Origin of the sequence: Streptomyces globisporus (assembly GCF_003501885.1) — a bacterium.
GTDB lineage: Bacteria > Actinomycetota > Actinomycetes > Streptomycetales > Streptomycetaceae > Streptomyces > Streptomyces globisporus_D.
Genome location: NZ_QWFA01000036.1, coordinates 1 through 16492 on the forward strand (window position 1 = coordinate 1; position 16492 = coordinate 16492).

The 16492-nt window shown below is 70.9% G+C and carries 19 protein-coding genes and 3 tRNA genes; 17 read left to right on the top strand and 5 right to left on the bottom strand.

Translation table 11 applies throughout. From position 1 onward, the window contains the following. The first annotated feature begins 49 nt into the window (after positions 1 to 49). The 11 genes from D3105_RS08660 (at position 50) to D3105_RS08710 (ending at position 10456) form a co-directional block, all read left to right on the top strand. Complete coding sequence (locus D3105_RS08660; protein WP_118901801.1) at positions 50 to 1018, top strand: complex I subunit 1/NuoH family protein; 969 nt, start codon at positions 50 to 52, stop codon at positions 1016 to 1018. Continuing rightward, positions 1018 to 1608 carry a NuoI/complex I 23 kDa subunit family protein gene (locus D3105_RS08665; RefSeq protein ID WP_118901804.1) on the top strand — a complete coding sequence of 197 codons (591 nt, stop codon included), beginning with the start codon at positions 1018 to 1020 and terminating at the stop codon, positions 1606 to 1608. Before D3105_RS08660 ends, D3105_RS08665 begins: the two co-directional genes overlap by 1 nt. Beyond that, entirely contained in the window at positions 1608 to 2255 is a 648-nt protein-coding gene (locus tag D3105_RS08670) for an NADH-quinone oxidoreductase subunit J family protein (protein ID WP_118901807.1), read from the top strand. The genes D3105_RS08665 and D3105_RS08670 overlap by 1 nt, the downstream gene beginning before the upstream one ends. Further along, positions 2255 to 2686, top strand: a complete 432-nt coding sequence (gene nuoK / locus D3105_RS08675) for an NADH-quinone oxidoreductase subunit NuoK (RefSeq protein WP_118901809.1) — start codon at positions 2255 to 2257, stop codon at positions 2684 to 2686. Before D3105_RS08670 ends, nuoK begins: the two co-directional genes overlap by 1 nt. After that, positions 2683 to 4683 (top strand): NADH-quinone oxidoreductase subunit L, encoded by a 2001-nt coding sequence (locus tag D3105_RS08680; RefSeq protein WP_118901812.1) that lies wholly within the window; start codon positions 2683 to 2685, stop codon positions 4681 to 4683. The genes nuoK and D3105_RS08680 overlap by 4 nt, the downstream gene beginning before the upstream one ends. After that, the gene (locus D3105_RS08685; protein ID WP_206272692.1) at positions 4680 to 6344 is read left to right on the top strand and encodes an NADH-quinone oxidoreductase subunit M; all 1665 of its coding nucleotides are present in this window, start codon (positions 4680 to 4682) and stop codon (positions 6342 to 6344) included. Before D3105_RS08680 ends, D3105_RS08685 begins: the two co-directional genes overlap by 4 nt. A gap of 122 nt (positions 6345 to 6466) precedes the next feature. Further along, entirely contained in the window at positions 6467 to 7972 is a 1506-nt protein-coding gene (locus tag D3105_RS08690; protein WP_118901975.1) for an NADH-quinone oxidoreductase subunit N, read from the top strand. 116 nt (positions 7973 to 8088) lie between these two features. Continuing rightward, entirely contained in the window at positions 8089 to 8547 is a 459-nt protein-coding gene (gene mscL, locus D3105_RS08695; RefSeq protein WP_097880407.1) for a large conductance mechanosensitive channel protein MscL, read from the top strand. Positions 8548 to 8843: 296 nt separating this feature from the next. Continuing rightward, on the top strand, positions 8844 to 9707 hold the full coding sequence (gene htpX / locus D3105_RS08700) for a zinc metalloprotease HtpX (RefSeq protein ID WP_003967017.1): 864 nt from the start codon (positions 8844 to 8846) through the stop codon (positions 9705 to 9707). Beyond that, positions 9704 to 10096: a YccF domain-containing protein gene (locus D3105_RS08705; protein ID WP_118901815.1), complete on the top strand. Its 393-nt coding sequence runs from the start codon at positions 9704 to 9706 to the stop codon at positions 10094 to 10096. Before htpX ends, D3105_RS08705 begins: the two co-directional genes overlap by 4 nt. 87 nt (positions 10097 to 10183) lie before the next feature. After that, complete coding sequence (locus D3105_RS08710; RefSeq protein WP_006126852.1) at positions 10184 to 10456, top strand: GlsB/YeaQ/YmgE family stress response membrane protein; 273 nt, start codon at positions 10184 to 10186, stop codon at positions 10454 to 10456. A 30-nt stretch (positions 10457 to 10486) separates the two neighbouring features. Here the strand turns inward: D3105_RS08710 and D3105_RS08715 are convergent, their stop codons facing one another. From D3105_RS08715 to D3105_RS08725, 3 genes are all read right to left on the bottom strand, one after another. Beyond that, entirely contained in the window at positions 10487 to 11146 is a 660-nt protein-coding gene (locus tag D3105_RS08715; RefSeq protein ID WP_118901978.1) for an alpha-ketoglutarate-dependent dioxygenase AlkB family protein, read from the bottom strand. Positions 11147 to 11220: 74 nt separating this feature from the next. Further along, a complete protein-coding gene (locus tag D3105_RS08720) occupies positions 11221 to 11757 on the bottom strand; it encodes a methylated-DNA--[protein]-cysteine S-methyltransferase (protein WP_118901818.1) in 537 nt (178 codons plus the stop codon). Positions 11758 to 11939: 182 nt separating this feature from the next. After that, a complete protein-coding gene (locus D3105_RS08725) occupies positions 11940 to 12428 on the bottom strand; it encodes a YajQ family cyclic di-GMP-binding protein (RefSeq protein ID WP_010056669.1) in 489 nt (162 codons plus the stop codon). A 166-nt stretch (positions 12429 to 12594) separates the two neighbouring features. Between D3105_RS08725 and D3105_RS08730 the strand changes: the two genes are divergently transcribed. Then, positions 12595 to 12676: transfer RNA gene (locus D3105_RS08730), tRNA-Tyr, on the top strand. 86 nt (positions 12677 to 12762) lie between these two features. On the opposite strand, the gene D3105_RS08735 is transcribed toward D3105_RS08730, so the two are convergent. Then, on the bottom strand, positions 12763 to 13419 hold the full coding sequence (locus D3105_RS08735) for an SDR family oxidoreductase (protein ID WP_118901821.1): 657 nt from the start codon (positions 13417 to 13419) through the stop codon (positions 12763 to 12765). A gap of 34 nt (positions 13420 to 13453) precedes the next feature. After that, positions 13454 to 14749, bottom strand: a complete 1296-nt coding sequence (locus tag D3105_RS08740; protein ID WP_118901824.1) for an amidohydrolase family protein — start codon at positions 14747 to 14749, stop codon at positions 13454 to 13456. 255 nt (positions 14750 to 15004) lie between these two features. On the opposite strand from D3105_RS08740, the gene D3105_RS08745 reads away from it, so the two are divergent. The 5 genes from D3105_RS08745 to D3105_RS08765 all read left to right on the top strand — a co-directional run bounded on the left by D3105_RS08745 (position 15005) and on the right by D3105_RS08765 (position 16453). Continuing rightward, positions 15005 to 15077 (top strand) — tRNA-Thr (locus D3105_RS08745). A gap of 45 nt (positions 15078 to 15122) precedes the next feature. After that, positions 15123 to 15195 (top strand) — tRNA-Met (locus D3105_RS08750). A gap of 88 nt (positions 15196 to 15283) precedes the next feature. Beyond that, the gene (gene rpmG / locus D3105_RS08755; protein ID WP_003956487.1) at positions 15284 to 15448 is read left to right on the top strand and encodes a 50S ribosomal protein L33; all 165 of its coding nucleotides are present in this window, start codon (positions 15284 to 15286) and stop codon (positions 15446 to 15448) included. 124 nt (positions 15449 to 15572) lie between these two features. After that, entirely contained in the window at positions 15573 to 16025 is a 453-nt protein-coding gene (locus tag D3105_RS08760) for a MaoC family dehydratase N-terminal domain-containing protein (protein WP_118901827.1), read from the top strand. Then, positions 16025 to 16453: a MaoC family dehydratase gene (locus tag D3105_RS08765; RefSeq protein ID WP_118901830.1), complete on the top strand. Its 429-nt coding sequence runs from the start codon at positions 16025 to 16027 to the stop codon at positions 16451 to 16453. The genes D3105_RS08760 and D3105_RS08765 overlap by 1 nt, the downstream gene beginning before the upstream one ends. Positions 16454 to 16492: the final 39 nt, after the last annotated feature.

Sequence of the window (16492 nt, forward strand, 5' to 3'; positions counted from 1 at the left end):
CCGCCCCAGACAGCCCCGCTCCAGACCACCCCGCCGGAGGCGATCCCGAGTGAACGACGTTCTCGACGTCGCCCTCCGTCTGGCCGTCGTCTTCGTCGTGTTCCTGGTCGCCCCCCTCCTCGTGGGCCAGACGGAACACAAGGTCATGGCGCACATGCAGGGCCGCCTGGGCCCCATGTACGCAGGCGGCTTCCACGGCTGGGCCCAGCTCGTCGCGGACGGCGTGAAGTTCGCGCAGAAGGAGGACGTGGTCCCGGCCGCCGCCGACCGCCGCGTCTTCCAGCTCGCCCCCGCCGTCGCCCTCCTCCCGTACCTCCTCGTCCTCGCCGTCATCCCCGTCGGCCCCGGCGACGGCGCGGTCGGCCAGGTCGTCGACGCGGGCATCTTCTTCGTGCTCGCCGTCATGGGCATCGGCGTCCTCGGCTCGCTCATGGCCGGCTGGGCGTCCGCCAACAAGTTCTCCCTGCTCGGCGGTCTCCGCACCGCCGCGCAACTCCTCTCCTACGAGCTGCCGATGCTCCTGGCTGCCGCCTCCGTGGCCATGGCGGCCGGTACGGTCTCGCTCACCGGCATCCTCGACGCCTTCACGTGGTGGTGGCTGCCCTGGCAGATCGTCGGCGCCCTGGTCTTCTTCGTGGCCGGTCTCGCCGAACTCCAGCGACCGCCGTTCGACATGCCGGTGGCCGACTCCGAGATCATCTTCGGTGCGTACACCGAGTACACCGGTCTGCGCTTCGCCCTGTTCCTCCTCGCCGAGTACGCGGGCATCGTCATCCTGTGCGCCCTGACCACCGTCCTCTTCCTCGGCGGCTGGCACGGCCCGTTCGGTGCCGACGGACTCGGCTGGCTCTGGACCCTCCTCAAGACCGCCCTCCTCGCGTTCGTCGTCATCTGGCTGCGCGTCAGCTACCCGCGTCTGCGTGAGGACCAGTTGCAAAAGCTCGCCTGGACCACCCTCGTCCCGCTCGCCCTCGCGCAGATCGCGCTCACCGGCATCGTGAAGGTGGCGATCAACTGATGCCCCCGATCCCCGGATCCGGCCTGGCCAAAGGCCTTGCCGTCACCCTGCGCACGATGACGAAGAAGACCGTCACCGCGCAGTACCCCGACACCCAGCCCGAACTCCCGCCCCGCTCCCGAGGCGTCATCGGGCTGTTCGAGGAGAACTGCACGGTCTGCATGCTCTGCGCCCGTGAGTGCCCCGACTGGTGCATCTACATCGACTCCCACAAGGAGACATCGCCGCCCGCCGCCCCCGGCGGCCGTGAGCGCAGCCGGAACGTCCTCGACCGCTTCGCCATCGACTTCTCCCTCTGCATGTACTGCGGTATCTGCATCGAGGTCTGCCCCTTCGACGCGCTGTTCTGGTCACCCGAGTTCGAGTACGCGGAGACGGACATCCACGAGCTCACCCACGAGCGGGACAAGCTCCGCGAGTGGATGTGGACCGTGCCGGAGCCGCCCGCCCTCGACCCCGGCGCGGAGGAGCCGAAGGAGATCGCCGCAGCCCGCAAGGCCGCGGACAAACTCGCCGCCCAACGCGCACAGGAACAGCAGGAGGAGCAAGAGCCCCGGCAACAGCGGGACGAGAAGGGAGGAACTCCGTGATGCTGCACACCGCACCCTCTCTGCTCGCCTCCGCCGCAGGCGACCACCCCGGCTTCCTCTCCCCGTCCGGCGTCGAGATCGCGTTCCTCCTCGTCGGCCTCGCCACCCTCGGCGCCGCCGTCATCACCGTCACCACCAGGCAACTGGTGCACGCCGCGCTCTGGCTCGTCGTCGCGCTCGGCGGGCTGGCCGTCGAGTACCTCCTGCTCACCGCGGAGTTCATCGCCTGGGTCCAGGTACTGATCTACGTCGGTTCCATCGTCGTCCTCCTCCTCTTCGGCCTGATGCTCACCCGGGCCCCCATCGGCCGCTCCCCGGACGCCGACTCGGGCAACCGGTGGGTGGCCCTCGGTGTGGCCCTCGCCTCGGCCGCCGCCCTCGCCTGGGTCGTCGTGGACGCCTTCCGTACGACCTGGATCGACCTCGACGGGCCCGTCCAGGGCTCCACCGCCGTCACCGGAGCCTTCCTCTTCCGGAACTGGGTCCTCCCCTTCGAGGCGCTCTCCGTCCTCCTGCTCGCCGCTCTCGTCGGCGCGATCGTCCTGTCCCGCAAACGCGACACGGACACGAGCACGGGCACGAGCACAGGCACCGGCACCGGCACCACGAGCCGCCCCGGCACACCCGGCAAGGAGGCGCAGCGCTGATGCACCTCGCCTATCCCGCCGTCCTCGCCGCCCTCCTCTTCTGCGTCGGCCTCTACGGCGTCCTCGCCCGCCGCAACGCGATCCTCGTCCTGATGTCCGTCGAGCTGATGCTCAACGCCGTCAACCTCAACCTCGTCGCCTTCGACGTCTGGCTCCGCGACACCCTCCACTCCGGCCAGGCCCTCACGCTCTTCACCATCGCCATCGCCGCCGCCGAGATCGGCATCGGCCTCGCGATCGTCCTGGCCGTCTACCGCAACCGGGGCACCTCCGACATCGACCGGCTCCGCGACACCGCCGAGACGGACGAGGCCGAAAGGCTTCCCGACACCGCAGAGGCCGACGGCGCAGAAATCGACGGCGCCGAGACGGCCCCCGGCCGGGCGGACGGGAAAGCAGGAAAGACCAAGAAGGCAGAGGCCACCACGTGACCACCACGACCCTCGCCGCCCTCGTCCCCCTCCTTCCGTTCCTCGGCGCCCTCGCCGGGCTCGCCGTCGGCCGCACCGCCCCCGGCTTCGTCCGGCCGCTGGCGATCCTCCCGACCCTCACCGCGGCCGTCCTCGCCGTGCTCGTCGCCGTCCGGCAGGGCGGCGGCCGGGCCATCGACGCCGCGACCCAGCTCACGCCCACCGGGTCGGTCCCGATCGACCTGGCGCTGCACCTCGACGGCTTCGCCGTGCTGGTCGCCGTCCTCGTCACCGTCGTCGCCACCTGCGTACAGCTCTACTCCACGGCCTACCTCCGCGACGACGCCCGCTACCCCTCCTACGCGGCCCTCGTCTCCCTCTTCACCTCCGCGATGCTCCTGGTCGTCTACTCCGGCGACCTGATGGTGCTCCTGGTCGGCTGGGAGATCATGGGCATCTGCTCGTACTTCCTCGTCGGCCACTACTGGGAGACGCCCGAGGCCCGGGCCGCCTCCCTCAAGGCCTTCCTGGTCACCAAGCTCGGCGACGTCCCCTTCCTGATCGGCCTGTTCGCGCTGGCCGCCGACACCGGCAGCTTCCGGATCACCAGGATCCTCGCCGCCGTCGCCAACGGCGGTCTTGAGCACCCCACGCTCATCGCCCTGCTGCTCCTCGCGGGCGTCGCGGGCAAGTCGGCGCAGTTCCCCCTGCACACCTGGCTGCCCGACGCGATGGCCGGCCCCACCCCCGTCTCCGCGCTCATCCACGCCGCGACGATGGTCGCCGCCGGCATCTACTTCGTGGCCCGTCTGCTGCCCGTCTTCGCGGCCTCCGGCGCGGCGCTCGTCGTTCTCGCCGTGATGGCGGCCGTCACGATGATCGGGTCCGGGCTCGCCGCCCTTGCCCAGGACGACATCAAACGCGTCCTCGCCTACTCGACGATCGGTCAGCTCGGCTACATGTCGGGCGCCCTCGCCGTCGGCGACCGGGGCGCGGCCGTCTTCCACCTCATCTCGCACGGTGCGTTCAAAGCCGTCCTCTTCCTCGCCGCGGGCGTCGTCATCCACGCCGCGGGCACCAACTCGCTCGCCGCCATGTCCCGGATGAGCGGCCTCGCCCGCCGCATCCCCGACGCCTACTGGACGATGACCGTCGCGCTCCTCGCGCTGGCCGCCATCCCGCCGTTCGCCGGCTTCTTCTCCAAGGAAGCCGTGCTCGTCGCCGCCGAGCACACCGCGCTGGGGGACCGGACCGTCGCCCCGGCCGCCGCGGGATGGACGATCCTGATCGCCGGGCTCCTCGCCGCGGTCCTGACCGCCTCCTACGCCGTACGCCTCTGGCTCCTCGCCTTCCGCGGCCGCGGGGCCGAAGTCCCCGACCACGGCAAGCAGCCCCTCGCCATGACCTCCGTCCTGTGGATCCTGGCCGTCCCCACCATCGGCTTCGGCCTCACCGCCGGCCTGCTCGGCGACTGGTTCGACGGGCACGAACTCACGCCGTCCCTCACCACCGCCGTCCTCTCCACCGGCATCACGCTCGTCGGCGGCCTCGTCACCTACGGCGCCTGGCGCCACACCACCGCCCTCGCCGCCCGCACCCCCATCGGGGCCGTGGCCGCCCACCCCGGCGCTGAACCCGCTCTCGTCGAAGCCGAGGCCATGACGTCCCACACCGCCGTCTACGGCACCATCGCGGACGCCCCCGACCCGGCCGATCCCGGCAGGCTCCTCCTGGGCCCGCTGCACCGCCACGCGGTCACCGGCTTCCACCTCGACGCCCTGTACACGGCGCTGTTCGTCCGGCCCGTCCGGGCAGCCGCCCGCCTCGTCCGCTTCCTGGACCGCGAGGTCGTCGACACCTACGTCAACGGAACGGGCTCCGTCACCCGCCTCCTCGGCACCGCCGTCCGCCGGGCCCAGACCGGCAACGTTCAGACCTACGTCAGCGCCCTGCTCGCCGGGTCCCTCGCCCTGGCGATCGCCGCCGTCGTCTTCGCCAACGTCAACGCGGGGTCGTGACCGTGATCGATATCAGCCCGTCCGTGATGCAGTTCCTTCTGGCGTTCATCGTCGTCGCCCCGCTCCTCGGCGCCCTCGCGGCCCTGCTCCCCGCCCCGCCCGGGCTCAGGGGACGGAACCCCGACCAGGCCGTGCTCCGCCACGGCGTGACCGTCACCGGCGCCGTCCTCGTCGCCGCGATCGTCCTGGCCGCGGGCTTCGACCACGACCACCCCGCCAGGATGCAGGCGACCACCGACATCAGCTGGATCCCGGCGCTCGACGTCCGCATCCACCTCGGCGTCGACGGCATCTCGCTCCCCCTCCTGGTCCTGACCGCGCTGCTGACCTTCCTCTGCGCGCTGTACAGCTACTTCAAGCTGCCCGCGGGCCCCTCACCGAAGGTGTTCGTCGCCCTCGTCCTCGTCCTGGAGTCCGGCACCCTCGCCACCTTCGCCGTCCTCGACCTGCTGCTCTTCTTCCTCGCCTTCGAGATGGTCCTCATCCCGATGTACTTCCTCATCAATCGCTGGGGCGGCGACCAACGGCAGGCGGCCGCCTGGAAGTTCATCCTCTACACGCTGCTCGGCTCGGTCGTCATGCTGCTCGGCCTCCTCCTCATCGGGCTGAAGAGCGGCACTTTCGACATGGTGGCACTCGCTACTGACAACGGCCGCGGCCTCACTACATCCGTGCAGGTCATCGCGGTACTCGCGATCGGTCTCGGGCTCGCCGTGAAGACTCCGATGTGGCCCTTGCACAGCTGGCTGCCCGACGCCCACACCGCCGCCCCGACCGTCGGATCCGTCCTCCTCGCGGGCGTCCTGCTGAAGATGGGAACGTACGGATTCGTCCGGATCCTGCTCCCCGTCGCACCGGACGGCATGCGCACCTTCGCGCCCTACCTCGCCGCGTTCGCCGTCGTCGGCATCGTCTACGGATCCCTCGCCTGCCTGGCCCTGGCCCGTACCGGCGCCAAGGGCGACCTCAAGCGGCTCATCGCGTACTCGTCCGTCGGTCACATGGGCTTCGTCCTGCTCGGCATCGCGACCATGACCCCCACCGGAGTCAACGGCGCGCTCTTCGCCAACATCGCCCACGGCCTCATCACCGGCCTGCTGTTCTTCCTGGTCGGCGCCGTCAAGGACCGCTACGGCACCGCCGACCTCGACACCCTCGCCGGAGCGACCGGAGCCGCACTCTACGGCCGGGCCCCCCGCCTCGGCGCGCTGCTCGCCTTCGCCGCCGTCGCCTCGCTCGGCCTGCCCGGACTCGCCGGATTCTGGGGCGAGATGCTCACCCTGTTCGGCGCGTACAGCCCCGCCGAAGGCCTCAGCCGCCCCGCGTTCCGCACCTTCATGGCCATCGGGGCGTTCGGCACCCTGCTGACCGCCGCGTACATGCTCATCGTCGTCCGCCGCGTCTGCATGGGCGAGCACGCACCCCACTTCCGGCTGTCGCCCGACGACCGGGCCCCGCAGACGCCCGACGGCCCGGAGCCGTCCGGAGCCGCCGGCCCCCGCACCGCCACCACGCCGCAGCTCGCCGACATTCACCCGTACGAAGCCGCCGCCTGGACCCCGCTCGCCGTGCTCACCGTCGTCGCCGGCCTCTGGCCCGCCGTCCTCCTCGGCCTCAGCGACCCCGCCGTGCAGCAGCTTCTCGCAGGAGGCAAGTCGTGACCGCGGCCCTCAGCACCACCGCCGGAAGCCTTGTCGCGCAGGCCCCGGACACGACGACCGCCGGAACCGGCGACGCCGCCGGAAGCCTCCTCGCGGCCGACGTCCCCAGCGCCGTCCAGTCCATCGACTGGCTCGCCATCGCGCCCCCCACCCTCACCGCGCTGGCCGCCCTGGTCGTCCTCGTCGCCGACCTGTTCCTGCCCGCCCACCGCAAACGGCTCCTCGGGTACGCCACCCTCACCGCGCTCGCCGCCGCCCTGGCGTTCCTGATCCCCCTGCGCTCCGGGGACCGGTCCACCTTCTGCGTCACCACCGGCGCCCAGGCATGCAGCTACACCGCCGACCACTTCACCGTCGTCATCCAGGCCCTCGTCCTCGGCGGCGCGTTCCTCACCGTCCTGCTCTCGCTCGACGACACCCGCAAGCTGCCGGCGGGGGAGTACTGGTTCCTGCTCCTGGCCTCCGCCTCGGGAGCGGCCCTGCTGCCCGCCTCCCGTGACCTCGCCACGCTCGTCGTCGCCCTCGAAGTCGCTTCCCTGCCCGCGTTCGCCCTCGTCGGCATCAGGCGCGGCGACCGGCGCTCCTCCGAGGCCGCGCTGAAGTTCTTCCTCTCCTCCGTCGTCGCCACCGCCGTCATGCTGCTCGGCGTCAGCTTCGTGTACGCCGCCACCGGCACCTTGCACCTCACCGAGATCGCCGACCGTCTCGACGACGTCGCCCCGGTCCTCGACACCCTCGCCAAGACCGGGGTGGCCCTCACGCTCGTCGGTTTCGCCTTCAAGACGGCCGCCGCGCCCTTCCACTTCTGGGTCCCCGACACCTACGTCGGCGCGCCCCTGCCGATCGCCGCCTACCTCTCCGTGGTGGGGAAGGCCGTAGGGTTCTCGGGCCTCATTCTGGTGACCGTCATCGCGTTCCCCTCTTATGCGGACGTCTGGGGGCCCGCCCTCGCTGTCCTGGCCGCGCTCACCATGACCGTCGGCAACGTCGCGGCCCTCCGCCAGAACGCCGCCCGTGCCCGCAGCGCCGTCCGCCTCCTCGCCTGGTCCTCCGTCGCCCAGGCCGGCTACCTCCTGGTCCCGATCGCCGCCGCCGCGTACTCCAGCGACGAACAGATCGGCTCCACCGTGGCGTACGCGCTCATGTACGCCGTGGTGAACCTGGGCGCGTTCGCGGTCGCCGCCCTCGTCGCCCGTACGCACCCCGGCAACCGGCTCTCCGACTACCGGGGCCTGTACGCCACCCGGCCCCTCGCCGCCCTGGCCCTCGGGTTCTTCCTGCTCTGCCTGGCCGGACTGCCGCCCGGCATCATCGGGCTCTTCGCGAAGGTCACCGTCTTCTCGGCGGCGGTCGACGCGGGCCTCGGCTGGCTCGCCGTCGTCATGGCCGTCAACGTGGTGATCGCTCTCTACTACTACCTTCAGTGGACCGCGATCCTCTTCCGCGCGCCGGCCGGGGCCCCGGAAACGGCCGGGCCGGACACCGGATCCCCGGCCTCCGCGCCGGCCCGCCGATTCCGCGCGCCCACCCCGCTCACCACGGCGATCGTCCTCACATCCGCCGCCGGAATCCTGCTGTCCGGGGTCCCGCAGGCCGTCCTGCGCTTCGCCGCCGTCAGCCTCTTCTGAGGGCGCCCGACCCCGAAAGATCGGTTTGCCCACGGCGCCCGCCGCAGGGCATGGTCTTGGCTGCATACGTCACGTATTCGGCGTGGACACGTCGGGGAAAACGAGGAGAGAGAGCAGTGCTGAACGGGTTCAAGGACTTCATCCTGCGCGGGAACGTCATCTCGATGGCGATCGGTCTCGCCGTCGGTGCCGCCTTCACCGCGGTCGTCACCGGCTTCAGCAACGCCTTCATCACCCCGCTCATCGGTCTCGCCACCCGCGGCACCGGCGACTTCAGCAAGGCCCACTACACGGTCGACGGAGTCGACTTCCCCTACGGCCTCTTCGTCAGCGCCGCCATCGCCTTCATCATCACCGCCGCGGTCCTCTACTTCTGCGTCGTGGTCCCCATGGCCAAGGTCCAGAACCGCTTCGCGAAGGAAGAGGCCGTCGACATCAAGGCGGCCCTCCGCGACTGCCCGCGCTGCTTCAGCGAGATCCCCGCCGTGGCCTCCCGCTGCGGCCACTGCACCAGCGAGGTCGAGCCCGACGCCGAGGCCCTCTCCCTCGCCAAGCTCCCCGCACAGCAGCACTGACCGCTCAGCGGCCACCCACCGCACGGCAGCACTGACCCCGCACGGGGCAGTACCGCCCCACCGAGTCACCCCGCACCATCAGGACGGCCCGCCGCCACCCGTACGGCCCAGCGTCACTCCGTACGGGGCCGGGGGCCCGACCGGCGCGAACACGCGGCACAGCCCCCGCCCTCCGGCCGCACGCACAAGGGAACTAGCTCCTCTCGCCTGGCGTTGACCAGTACAGGAGGCTCCACTGGGGAGTGGAGCACCACCATGCAAAGGGTTCCCCTGCTGCACCACTTGGAGGGCGTACCGTGCACCGCCGGCACAACGGGCTCAAGACCGCCGTACTCCTCGGGGGACTGTCCGCACTCATCATCGTCATCGGCAGTTTCTTCGGGCGTACGGGACTGATCGTCGCGCTCCTGGTCGCCGTCGGCACCAACGCGTACGCGTACTGGAACAGCGACAAACTGGCCCTGCGGGCCATGCGCGCCCGCCCGGTCAGCGAATTCGAGGCGCCGCAGCTCTACCGCATCGTGCGCGAGCTCTCCACGGCCGCCCGTCAGCCCATGCCGCGCCTCTACATCTCCCCGACCCAGGCGCCCAACGCCTTCGCCACCGGGCGCAATCCGCGCAACGCCGCCGTCTGCTGCACCGAGGGCATCCTCCAGATCCTCGACGAACGCGAGCTGCGCGGCGTCCTCGGCCATGAGCTCAGCCATGTCTACAACCGGGACATCCTCATCTCGTCCGTCGCCGGAGCCCTCGCCTCCGTCGTGATGTTCCTGGTCAACTTCGCCTGGCTCATCCCGGTGGGCCGCTCCAACGACGACGAGGGGCCCGGCCTCCTCGGCATGCTCCTGATCATGATCCTGGGGCCGCTCGCCGCCTCCGTCATCCAGCTCGCCGTCAGCCGCTCGCGGGAGTACGAGGCCGACGCCTCCGGGGCCCAGCTCACCGGGGACCCGCTGGCGCTCGCCAGCGCCCTGCGCAAGCTCGACGCCGGGACCAAACAGCTCCCGCTTCCGCCCGAGCCCAGGATCGAGACCGCGAGCCACATGATGATCGCGAACCCCTTCCGCCCCGGTCAGGGGATGGCGAAAATGTTCTCGACGCACCCGCCGATGGCGGAGCGCATCGCCCGACTCGAACAGATGGCAGGTCATCGCCCGTGAAAACCATCCTGAACATCATCTGGCTGATCCTCTGCGGATTCTGGATGTTCCTCGGCTACCTGCTCGCGGGCGTCCTGCTCTGCATCACCATCATCGGCATCCCCTTCGGCGTGGCCGCCTTCCGGATCGGCGTCTACGCCCTCTGGCCGTTCGGCTACACCGTCGTCGACCGCCGGGACGCGGGCTCGCCCTCCTGCGCGGGCAACGTCCTCTGGCTGATCCTCGCCGGCTGGTGGCTCGCCCTCGGCCACATCACCACGGGCATCGCGCTGTGCATCACCATCATCGGGATCCCCCTGGGCATCGCCAACTTCAAGCTGATCCCCGTCTCCCTCATGCCCTTCGGCAAGGAGATCGTCCCCTCGGACCAGCCCTTCGCCACCCGCTGACCGGTCGAGTCCGGCGCCCCCGAGGAACCGAACACCTGCCCGCCGCGTCTTGGAGTTCAAGACGAAGCAAGGGGTAGGTGCAGCGACATGGGCATCATCAGTTGGATCATTCTCGGCCTGCTCGCCGGACTCATAGCCAAGATCCTCCTCCCGGGACGTGACCCGGGCGGCATCATCGGCACCACCCTCATCGGCATCGCCGGGGCCTTCGTCGGCGGCTGGCTCTCCAGCCAGTTCCTCGACCGCCCCATCAGCAACGACTTCTACGACACCGCGACCTGGATCGCCGCCATCGCCGGCTCCCTGGTCCTGCTGATCGCCTACCGGCTGCTGTTCGGCCACTCCCGCGACCGCCGCTGACCGTCGCCGTCCGGGTCGGGCCACGCTCTCCTACGCGTCCCCCGACGCCATCCCGGTCTCCCGCAGCGTCAGGTTCAACCGGCCGGCCCGCAGCCCCGCTGCCGGGTCGGCCGTTCCCGTGTACACCTTCGGCACCCCGTGGAACGCGAACCGCGACGGCCCGCCGAAGACGAACAGATCCCCGGACGCCAACTCCACATCCGTGTAGGGCTGCCCGCGTCCCTTCGTGTTCCCGAAGCGGAACACACACCTCGCCCCGATGCTCAACGACACCACAGGAGCGCTCGACCGCTCCTCCTTGTCCTGATGCATCCCCATCCGCGCGGCGTCGTCATAGAAGTTGATGAGCGCGGTGTCCGGCGCGAACGCCCGTGCCGCGCCCTCGTCCCCGTACGCCTCGGCCACCGCCGCCCGCCCCAGGTCGCCCAGCCAGTCCGGGAACGCGGCCACCCGGGCGCCGTTCACATCGTCGGCCGTACGCGCGTACCGGTACGGCTGCCAGTGCCACCCCAGGCACACCGTCCGCACCGACATCACCCCGCCGCCCGGCAGCACGGTGTGCCGCAACGGGACCGGCCCCCGTGCCCACTGACGGCACGCCACCACCAACTCCGCCCGCTGCTCCACCGCAAGCCACTCCGGCACATGGACGGCCCCCGGCGCCACGACCGTACGCGGCCGCCGGAACAGACCGTCGGAGGAAGGGCCGCCCGAGGAGGGGCCCTCGGGGGAGGGGCCGTCAGAGGGCGGCGGGGGCGCGGGAGTCACGACTCGGACCGCCCCGCACGGCCCTCGATCCCCAGCAGCAGCTTCTTCCGCTCCAGCCCGCCCGCGTACCCCCGCAGCGCCCCGTCCGCCCCGATCACCCGGTGGCACGGCCGCACGACCAGCAGCGGATTGCGCCCGATCGCCGTGCCCACGGCCCGCACCCCCGCGCCCGAGGCGCCGACCTGTGCCGCGACCTGCCCGTACGACACCGTGCTCCCGTACGGGATCGACTCCAGCACCGCCCAGACCCGCCGCTGGAACTCCGTGCCCAGACCCTCGGCCAGCGGCACGTCGAATCGCGTCGAACGCCCCGCGAAGTACGCCTCCAACTGCCGGGCGACGTCCGCGAACGCCTCGGGGGCGTGCCGCCAGCCGTCCTGGACGGCCACGCCGCCCTTCTGGCCGGGCACGGACAACGAACGCAACCGGACGCCACCGGCCGCATCCGCGTCGTCCGTCGCCGACGTCGCCTCGCCGACCAGCAGCAACTCGCCCAGCGGGCTCTCCACCCGCGCGTACACCGTCGTCGTCATGCCTTCTCACTTCCCCGGTCCGTACGGTCAGTCTGCGCCTGTCCGCCCCACCGTCACCGGCGGAATTCGGACATCGCATCCGAACGCTTCGCATCCCCCGCACGGGCCGGAAACACGGAGAGGCACGCCGTCGAGGTCGGCCCCGGCGGTGTGCCCCCGTGTACGGCAGTCGACTGCCGTGACTACCGGTAGTTCACGAACTGGATCGCGAACTCGAAGTCCTTGCCCTTCAGCAGCGCCTGAACGGCCTGGAGGTCGTCCCGGCTCTTCGAGCTGACGCGCAGCTCGTCGCCCTGGACCTGCGCCTTGACGCCCTTCGGACCCTCGTCGCGGATCGTCTTCGCCACCTTCTTGGCGTTCTCCTGGGAGATGCCTTCCTCGATCGTGGCGAAGATCTTGTACTCCTTGCCGGAGAGCTGCGGCTCACCGGCGTCCAGCGACTTCAGCGAGATCCCGCGCTTGATCAGCTTGGACTGGAAGATGTCGAGGATGGCCTTGACGCGCTCCTCGCCGTTCGCCTCCATCAGGATCTTCTCGCCCGACCACGAGATCGAGGCGCCCGTGCCCTTGAAGTCGTAGCGCTGGGAGATCTCCTTGGCGGCCTGGTTGAGGGCGTTGTCGACCTCCTGCCGCTCGACCTTCGAGACGATGTCGAAACTGGAGTCGGCCATGACGTGTGGCTCCTTGCGTCGAATGTGCGTGGGGATACAGGCCAAAGCCTAGCCACCGCCGCACCCTCCGGGCGCTGATCAATGAGGTGGCGGAGCACCCCTGGCCATCGGGTATTGTTTACGTCGTCGCCAAGGAGCTCACCACGAGATCCAACGCGTCGTTCGAGGCGGTGTGCCCGAGTGGCCAAAGGGAGCAGACTGTAAATCTGCCGGCTCAGCCTACCCAGGTTCGAACCCTGGCGCCGCCACGCGAACGAAGCCCCCGACCGGTTGTCCGGTCGGGGGCTTCCTCGTTGTCCGAAGAGGGCGGCGTGCCGCAGGGATCCGGCGCGGATCAGTTGCCCGCGACGTCCTTCACGGCCACCGTCACGGGCACGTTCCCGGAGATCGCCTCCAGGGTGAGGCCCGCCGTCGCCGGGGTGTCCAGCAGCTCCAGCAGCGTGGCCGCCACGTCGTCGCGGGGGATCGGGCCACGGCCCGTCGAGGCGGCCAGGAGGACCTGTCCGGTGCCCGCGTCATTCGTCAGCATGCCGGGGCGCAGGATCGTCCAGTCCAGCGCCGTGCGGGAGCGAACGGCCGCGTCCGCGGCGCCCTTGGCCCGCAGATACACGTCGAAGACCTCGTCGCCGGGGTGGTCGGGGTCGGCGCCCATCGAGGAGACGACGAGGTAACGGCGGACGCCCGCCGCCTCGGCCGCGTCGGCGAACAGCACGGCCGCGTCACGGTCGACGGTGTCCTTGCGGGCGGTGCCGCTGTTCGGCCCGGCGCCCGCCGCGAAGACGGCCGCGTCCGCGCCGCGCAGCACCTCCGCGGTCTGCTCCACGGTGGCCGATTCGAGGTCCAGCACGACGGGTTCGGCGCCGGCGTCGGTCAGGTCCTGACTCTGTTGGGGGTTGCGGATGATCCCTACGGCTTCATCCCCGCGTGCGGCGAGCAGCCGCTCCAGCCGCAGTGCGATCTGTCCGTGTCCACCTGCGATGACAATGCGCATACCTCCGACCGTACGCCCGGGGACGGGGTCGCGCTCAGTTCCTAGGCCCGGCGCCCGGGTCGGGCCTGCCCTGGCGCGGAAGTCCGCCGAGGCCCGCGGCGGCGTCGGCGTCGGAGTCGCAGTACTCGCGTACGGCGCTGGTACGGGCCACGATCCGGCCGCGGTGGATGACGATGCGGCTGTACGCGAGGGAGAGCGCCGCGGAGAGCCGTTCGCCGCGTACGGCGAGGAGTTCGGCCGGGAAGCCCGCCTCGACGCGTACGTCGGGCAGGCCGAGGGCCGCGCGGGCGCTCGTGGAGACCAGACCGTACGCCTGCTCGGCGCGCAGCCCCGCCTGCGAGGCGAGGAGGTAGGCGGCTTCGAGCGGATCGCCGCGGCCGACCGGATTGGCCGTGTCCCGCAGCGCGCCGCTGCCCGCCGTGACGTGCACGCCTGCGGAGCGCAGGAGGCGTACGGGGGCGGTCGTCCGGCGGTCGGAACCGGCGCAGCCGCCCTGGGGCAGGCAGACCACGGTGATCCCGGCGGCGGCGAGCCGGTCGGCCGCGCGGGCCGCCGCGTCCAGGGGAAGGTGGGCCAGACCGGCGCAGGGGCCGAGGGCGACATCCGGGCGCAGCCCGGCGGCCATCGCGGCGAGCCGGGCCAGCCGGGCGGGGTCGTCGGCGTCGGTGTGCAGGTCCACGGGCAAGCCGTGCTCGGCGGCGATCTCCAGGACGGCTTCGGTGTAGCCCGTGGGGTCGGGGTCGAGGTCGGGGCAGCCGCCGACGACGGCCGCGCCCATCTTCACCGCGTCCCTGAGCATCGCGAGGCTGTCCGCTCCCGCTACGCCGGTGAGGAGCCGGGGGACCGCGACGGGCATCACGTCGGCGAGGCCGCGCAGGGCGCGCCGGGTCTGCAGGACGGCTTCGAGCGGGGCGAGGCCCTGGACGTCTCCGACGCGTACGTGGGTGCGCAGGGCGGTGGCGCCGTGGCCGAGTTGGAGCAGGGCCGCCTCCGTGGCGCGGCGCTGGATGTCCTCGGCGCGGTGGGACGCGGGGCCCGGGCTGTCGGGGCCCAGACTGTCCGCGGTGAGGGCGGTGTCGCTGTGGGCGTGGGGTTCGGCCGGGGCGGGGAGCAGCAGATAGCCGCGGAGGTCGATCCGGGGGCCGCGGGCGGTGAGGCTGCCCGCGGTGCCGACTGCCTCGATCCGGCTGCCGCTCAGGCGTACGTCCACGGCCCGGCCGTCGGAGAGGCGGGCGCCGCCGAGGACGAGGGCGGGGGTGTCGGCGGTGGTGGCTGCGTCGGCGCTGTCGGGCGCGTTGTCGTCGGGCCGCCGTGGCTGACTGTCAGGCATCGCGCTCCTGGGAGGGGTGCAAGATCACACGGAGTGACCACACCCTAGGGGCGTGCGGGGGCGGCTTCCGGGAGGAGCGGAATAGTCGCACTAATGCGCCTGCGTCGGCTGTGGACCCGGCCGGGTCCGGATGCGGACGCGTCCTGGATCAAGCCCTGATCAGGGGGTGTGGGAGGCCCCGGACGGGGGGCCGGAGGATGCGGCACAAACGGATTTGGGCAACCGGCCGAGGACCGTGTAATGTCTTCATCGCTCGCCCCAATAGCTCAGTCGGTAGAGCGTCTCCATGGTAAGGAGAAGGTCTGCGGTTCGATTCCGCATTGGGGCTCTGGTGATCGGGAATCCCCGCTTCGGCGGGGGGACTCATCATCAAAGCGGTGTAGCTCAGTCGGTAGAGCAAGCGGCTCATAATCGCTGTGTCACCGGTTCAAGTCCGGTCACCGCTACTAACGGTAGCCGATTGTTGGGTCGGTCCTTCGATCGGCTACCCTTTTATGCGTTCATCCGTCCAACGTCCGTCCAAGGAGCACTCACGTGGCTGCCACCGACGTCCGCCCGAAGATCACGCTGGCCTGCGTGGAGTGCAAGGAGCGGAACTACATCACCAAGAAGAACCGGCGTAACAACCCGGACCGTCTTGAGATGAAGAAGCACTGCCCGCGCTGCAACTCGCACACCGCGCACCGCGAAACGCGCTGAATCAGGCTCGTACACGAGGCCGTCCCCTCTGGGGGCGGCCTCGTGTCGTTGTATGAGGTCGTTCCCCGCACGGGGGCGTGCCCTTGTCCGTCTTTCACCAGGTTTCTCAGGAGGTAGCGAGCTCATGGCGCTCGACCAGTCCTTCGTGGGGCGGACCTATCCGCCCACTCCGGCGTACGAGGTCGGCCGGGAGAAGATCCGCGAGTTCGCCGAGGCGGTGGGCGACACCCACCCGGCGTACGTCGACCGGGAGGCCGCCCGTGAGCTCGGTCACGCCGATGTGATCGCGCCGCCCACGTTCGTCTTCTCGATCACCTACCGGGCCGCCGGAGTGGTGGTCCAGGACCCGCAGCTGGGCCTGGACTACAGCCGTGTGGTCCACGGGGACCAGAAGTTCAGTTACGTGCGTCCGGTGCGGGCGGGGGACCGGCTGACGGTCACGTCGACGATCGAGAGCATCAAGTCCCTGGCGGGCAACGACGTTCTCGACATTCGCGGGGACGTGCACGACGAGGCCGGTGAGCTGGTGGTCACGGCGGTCACGAAGCTGGTGGCGCGCGCCGCCGAGGAGGCGTGATGACGGCGAAGGTCCCTTACGGGTCGGTCGAGGTCGGCACCGAGCTGCCGGCGCAGTCGTTCCCGGTGACACGGGCCACGCTCGTGCAGTACGCGGGCGCCTCGGGCGACTTCAACCCGATCCACTGGAACGAGAAGTTCGCGCGCGAGGTCGGACTGCCGGACGTGATCGCGCACGGCATGTTCACGATGGCCGAGGCGGTCCGGGTCGTCACGGACTGGGCCGGCGACCCGGGCGCGGTCGTCGACTACGGGGTGCGGTTCACCAAGCCGGTCGTCGTGCCCAACGACGACAAGGGCGCCCTGATCGAGGTCAGCGGCAAGGTCGCGGCGAAGCTGGACGACAACCTGGTCCGGGTGGACCTGGTCGCCGTGTGCGACGGCAAGAAGGTGCTGGGGATGTCCCGGGCCGTGGTCCGGCTGGCCTGAGACGCGGCCCTCTGAGCCGCCCGCCCCCGGCGTACGGTC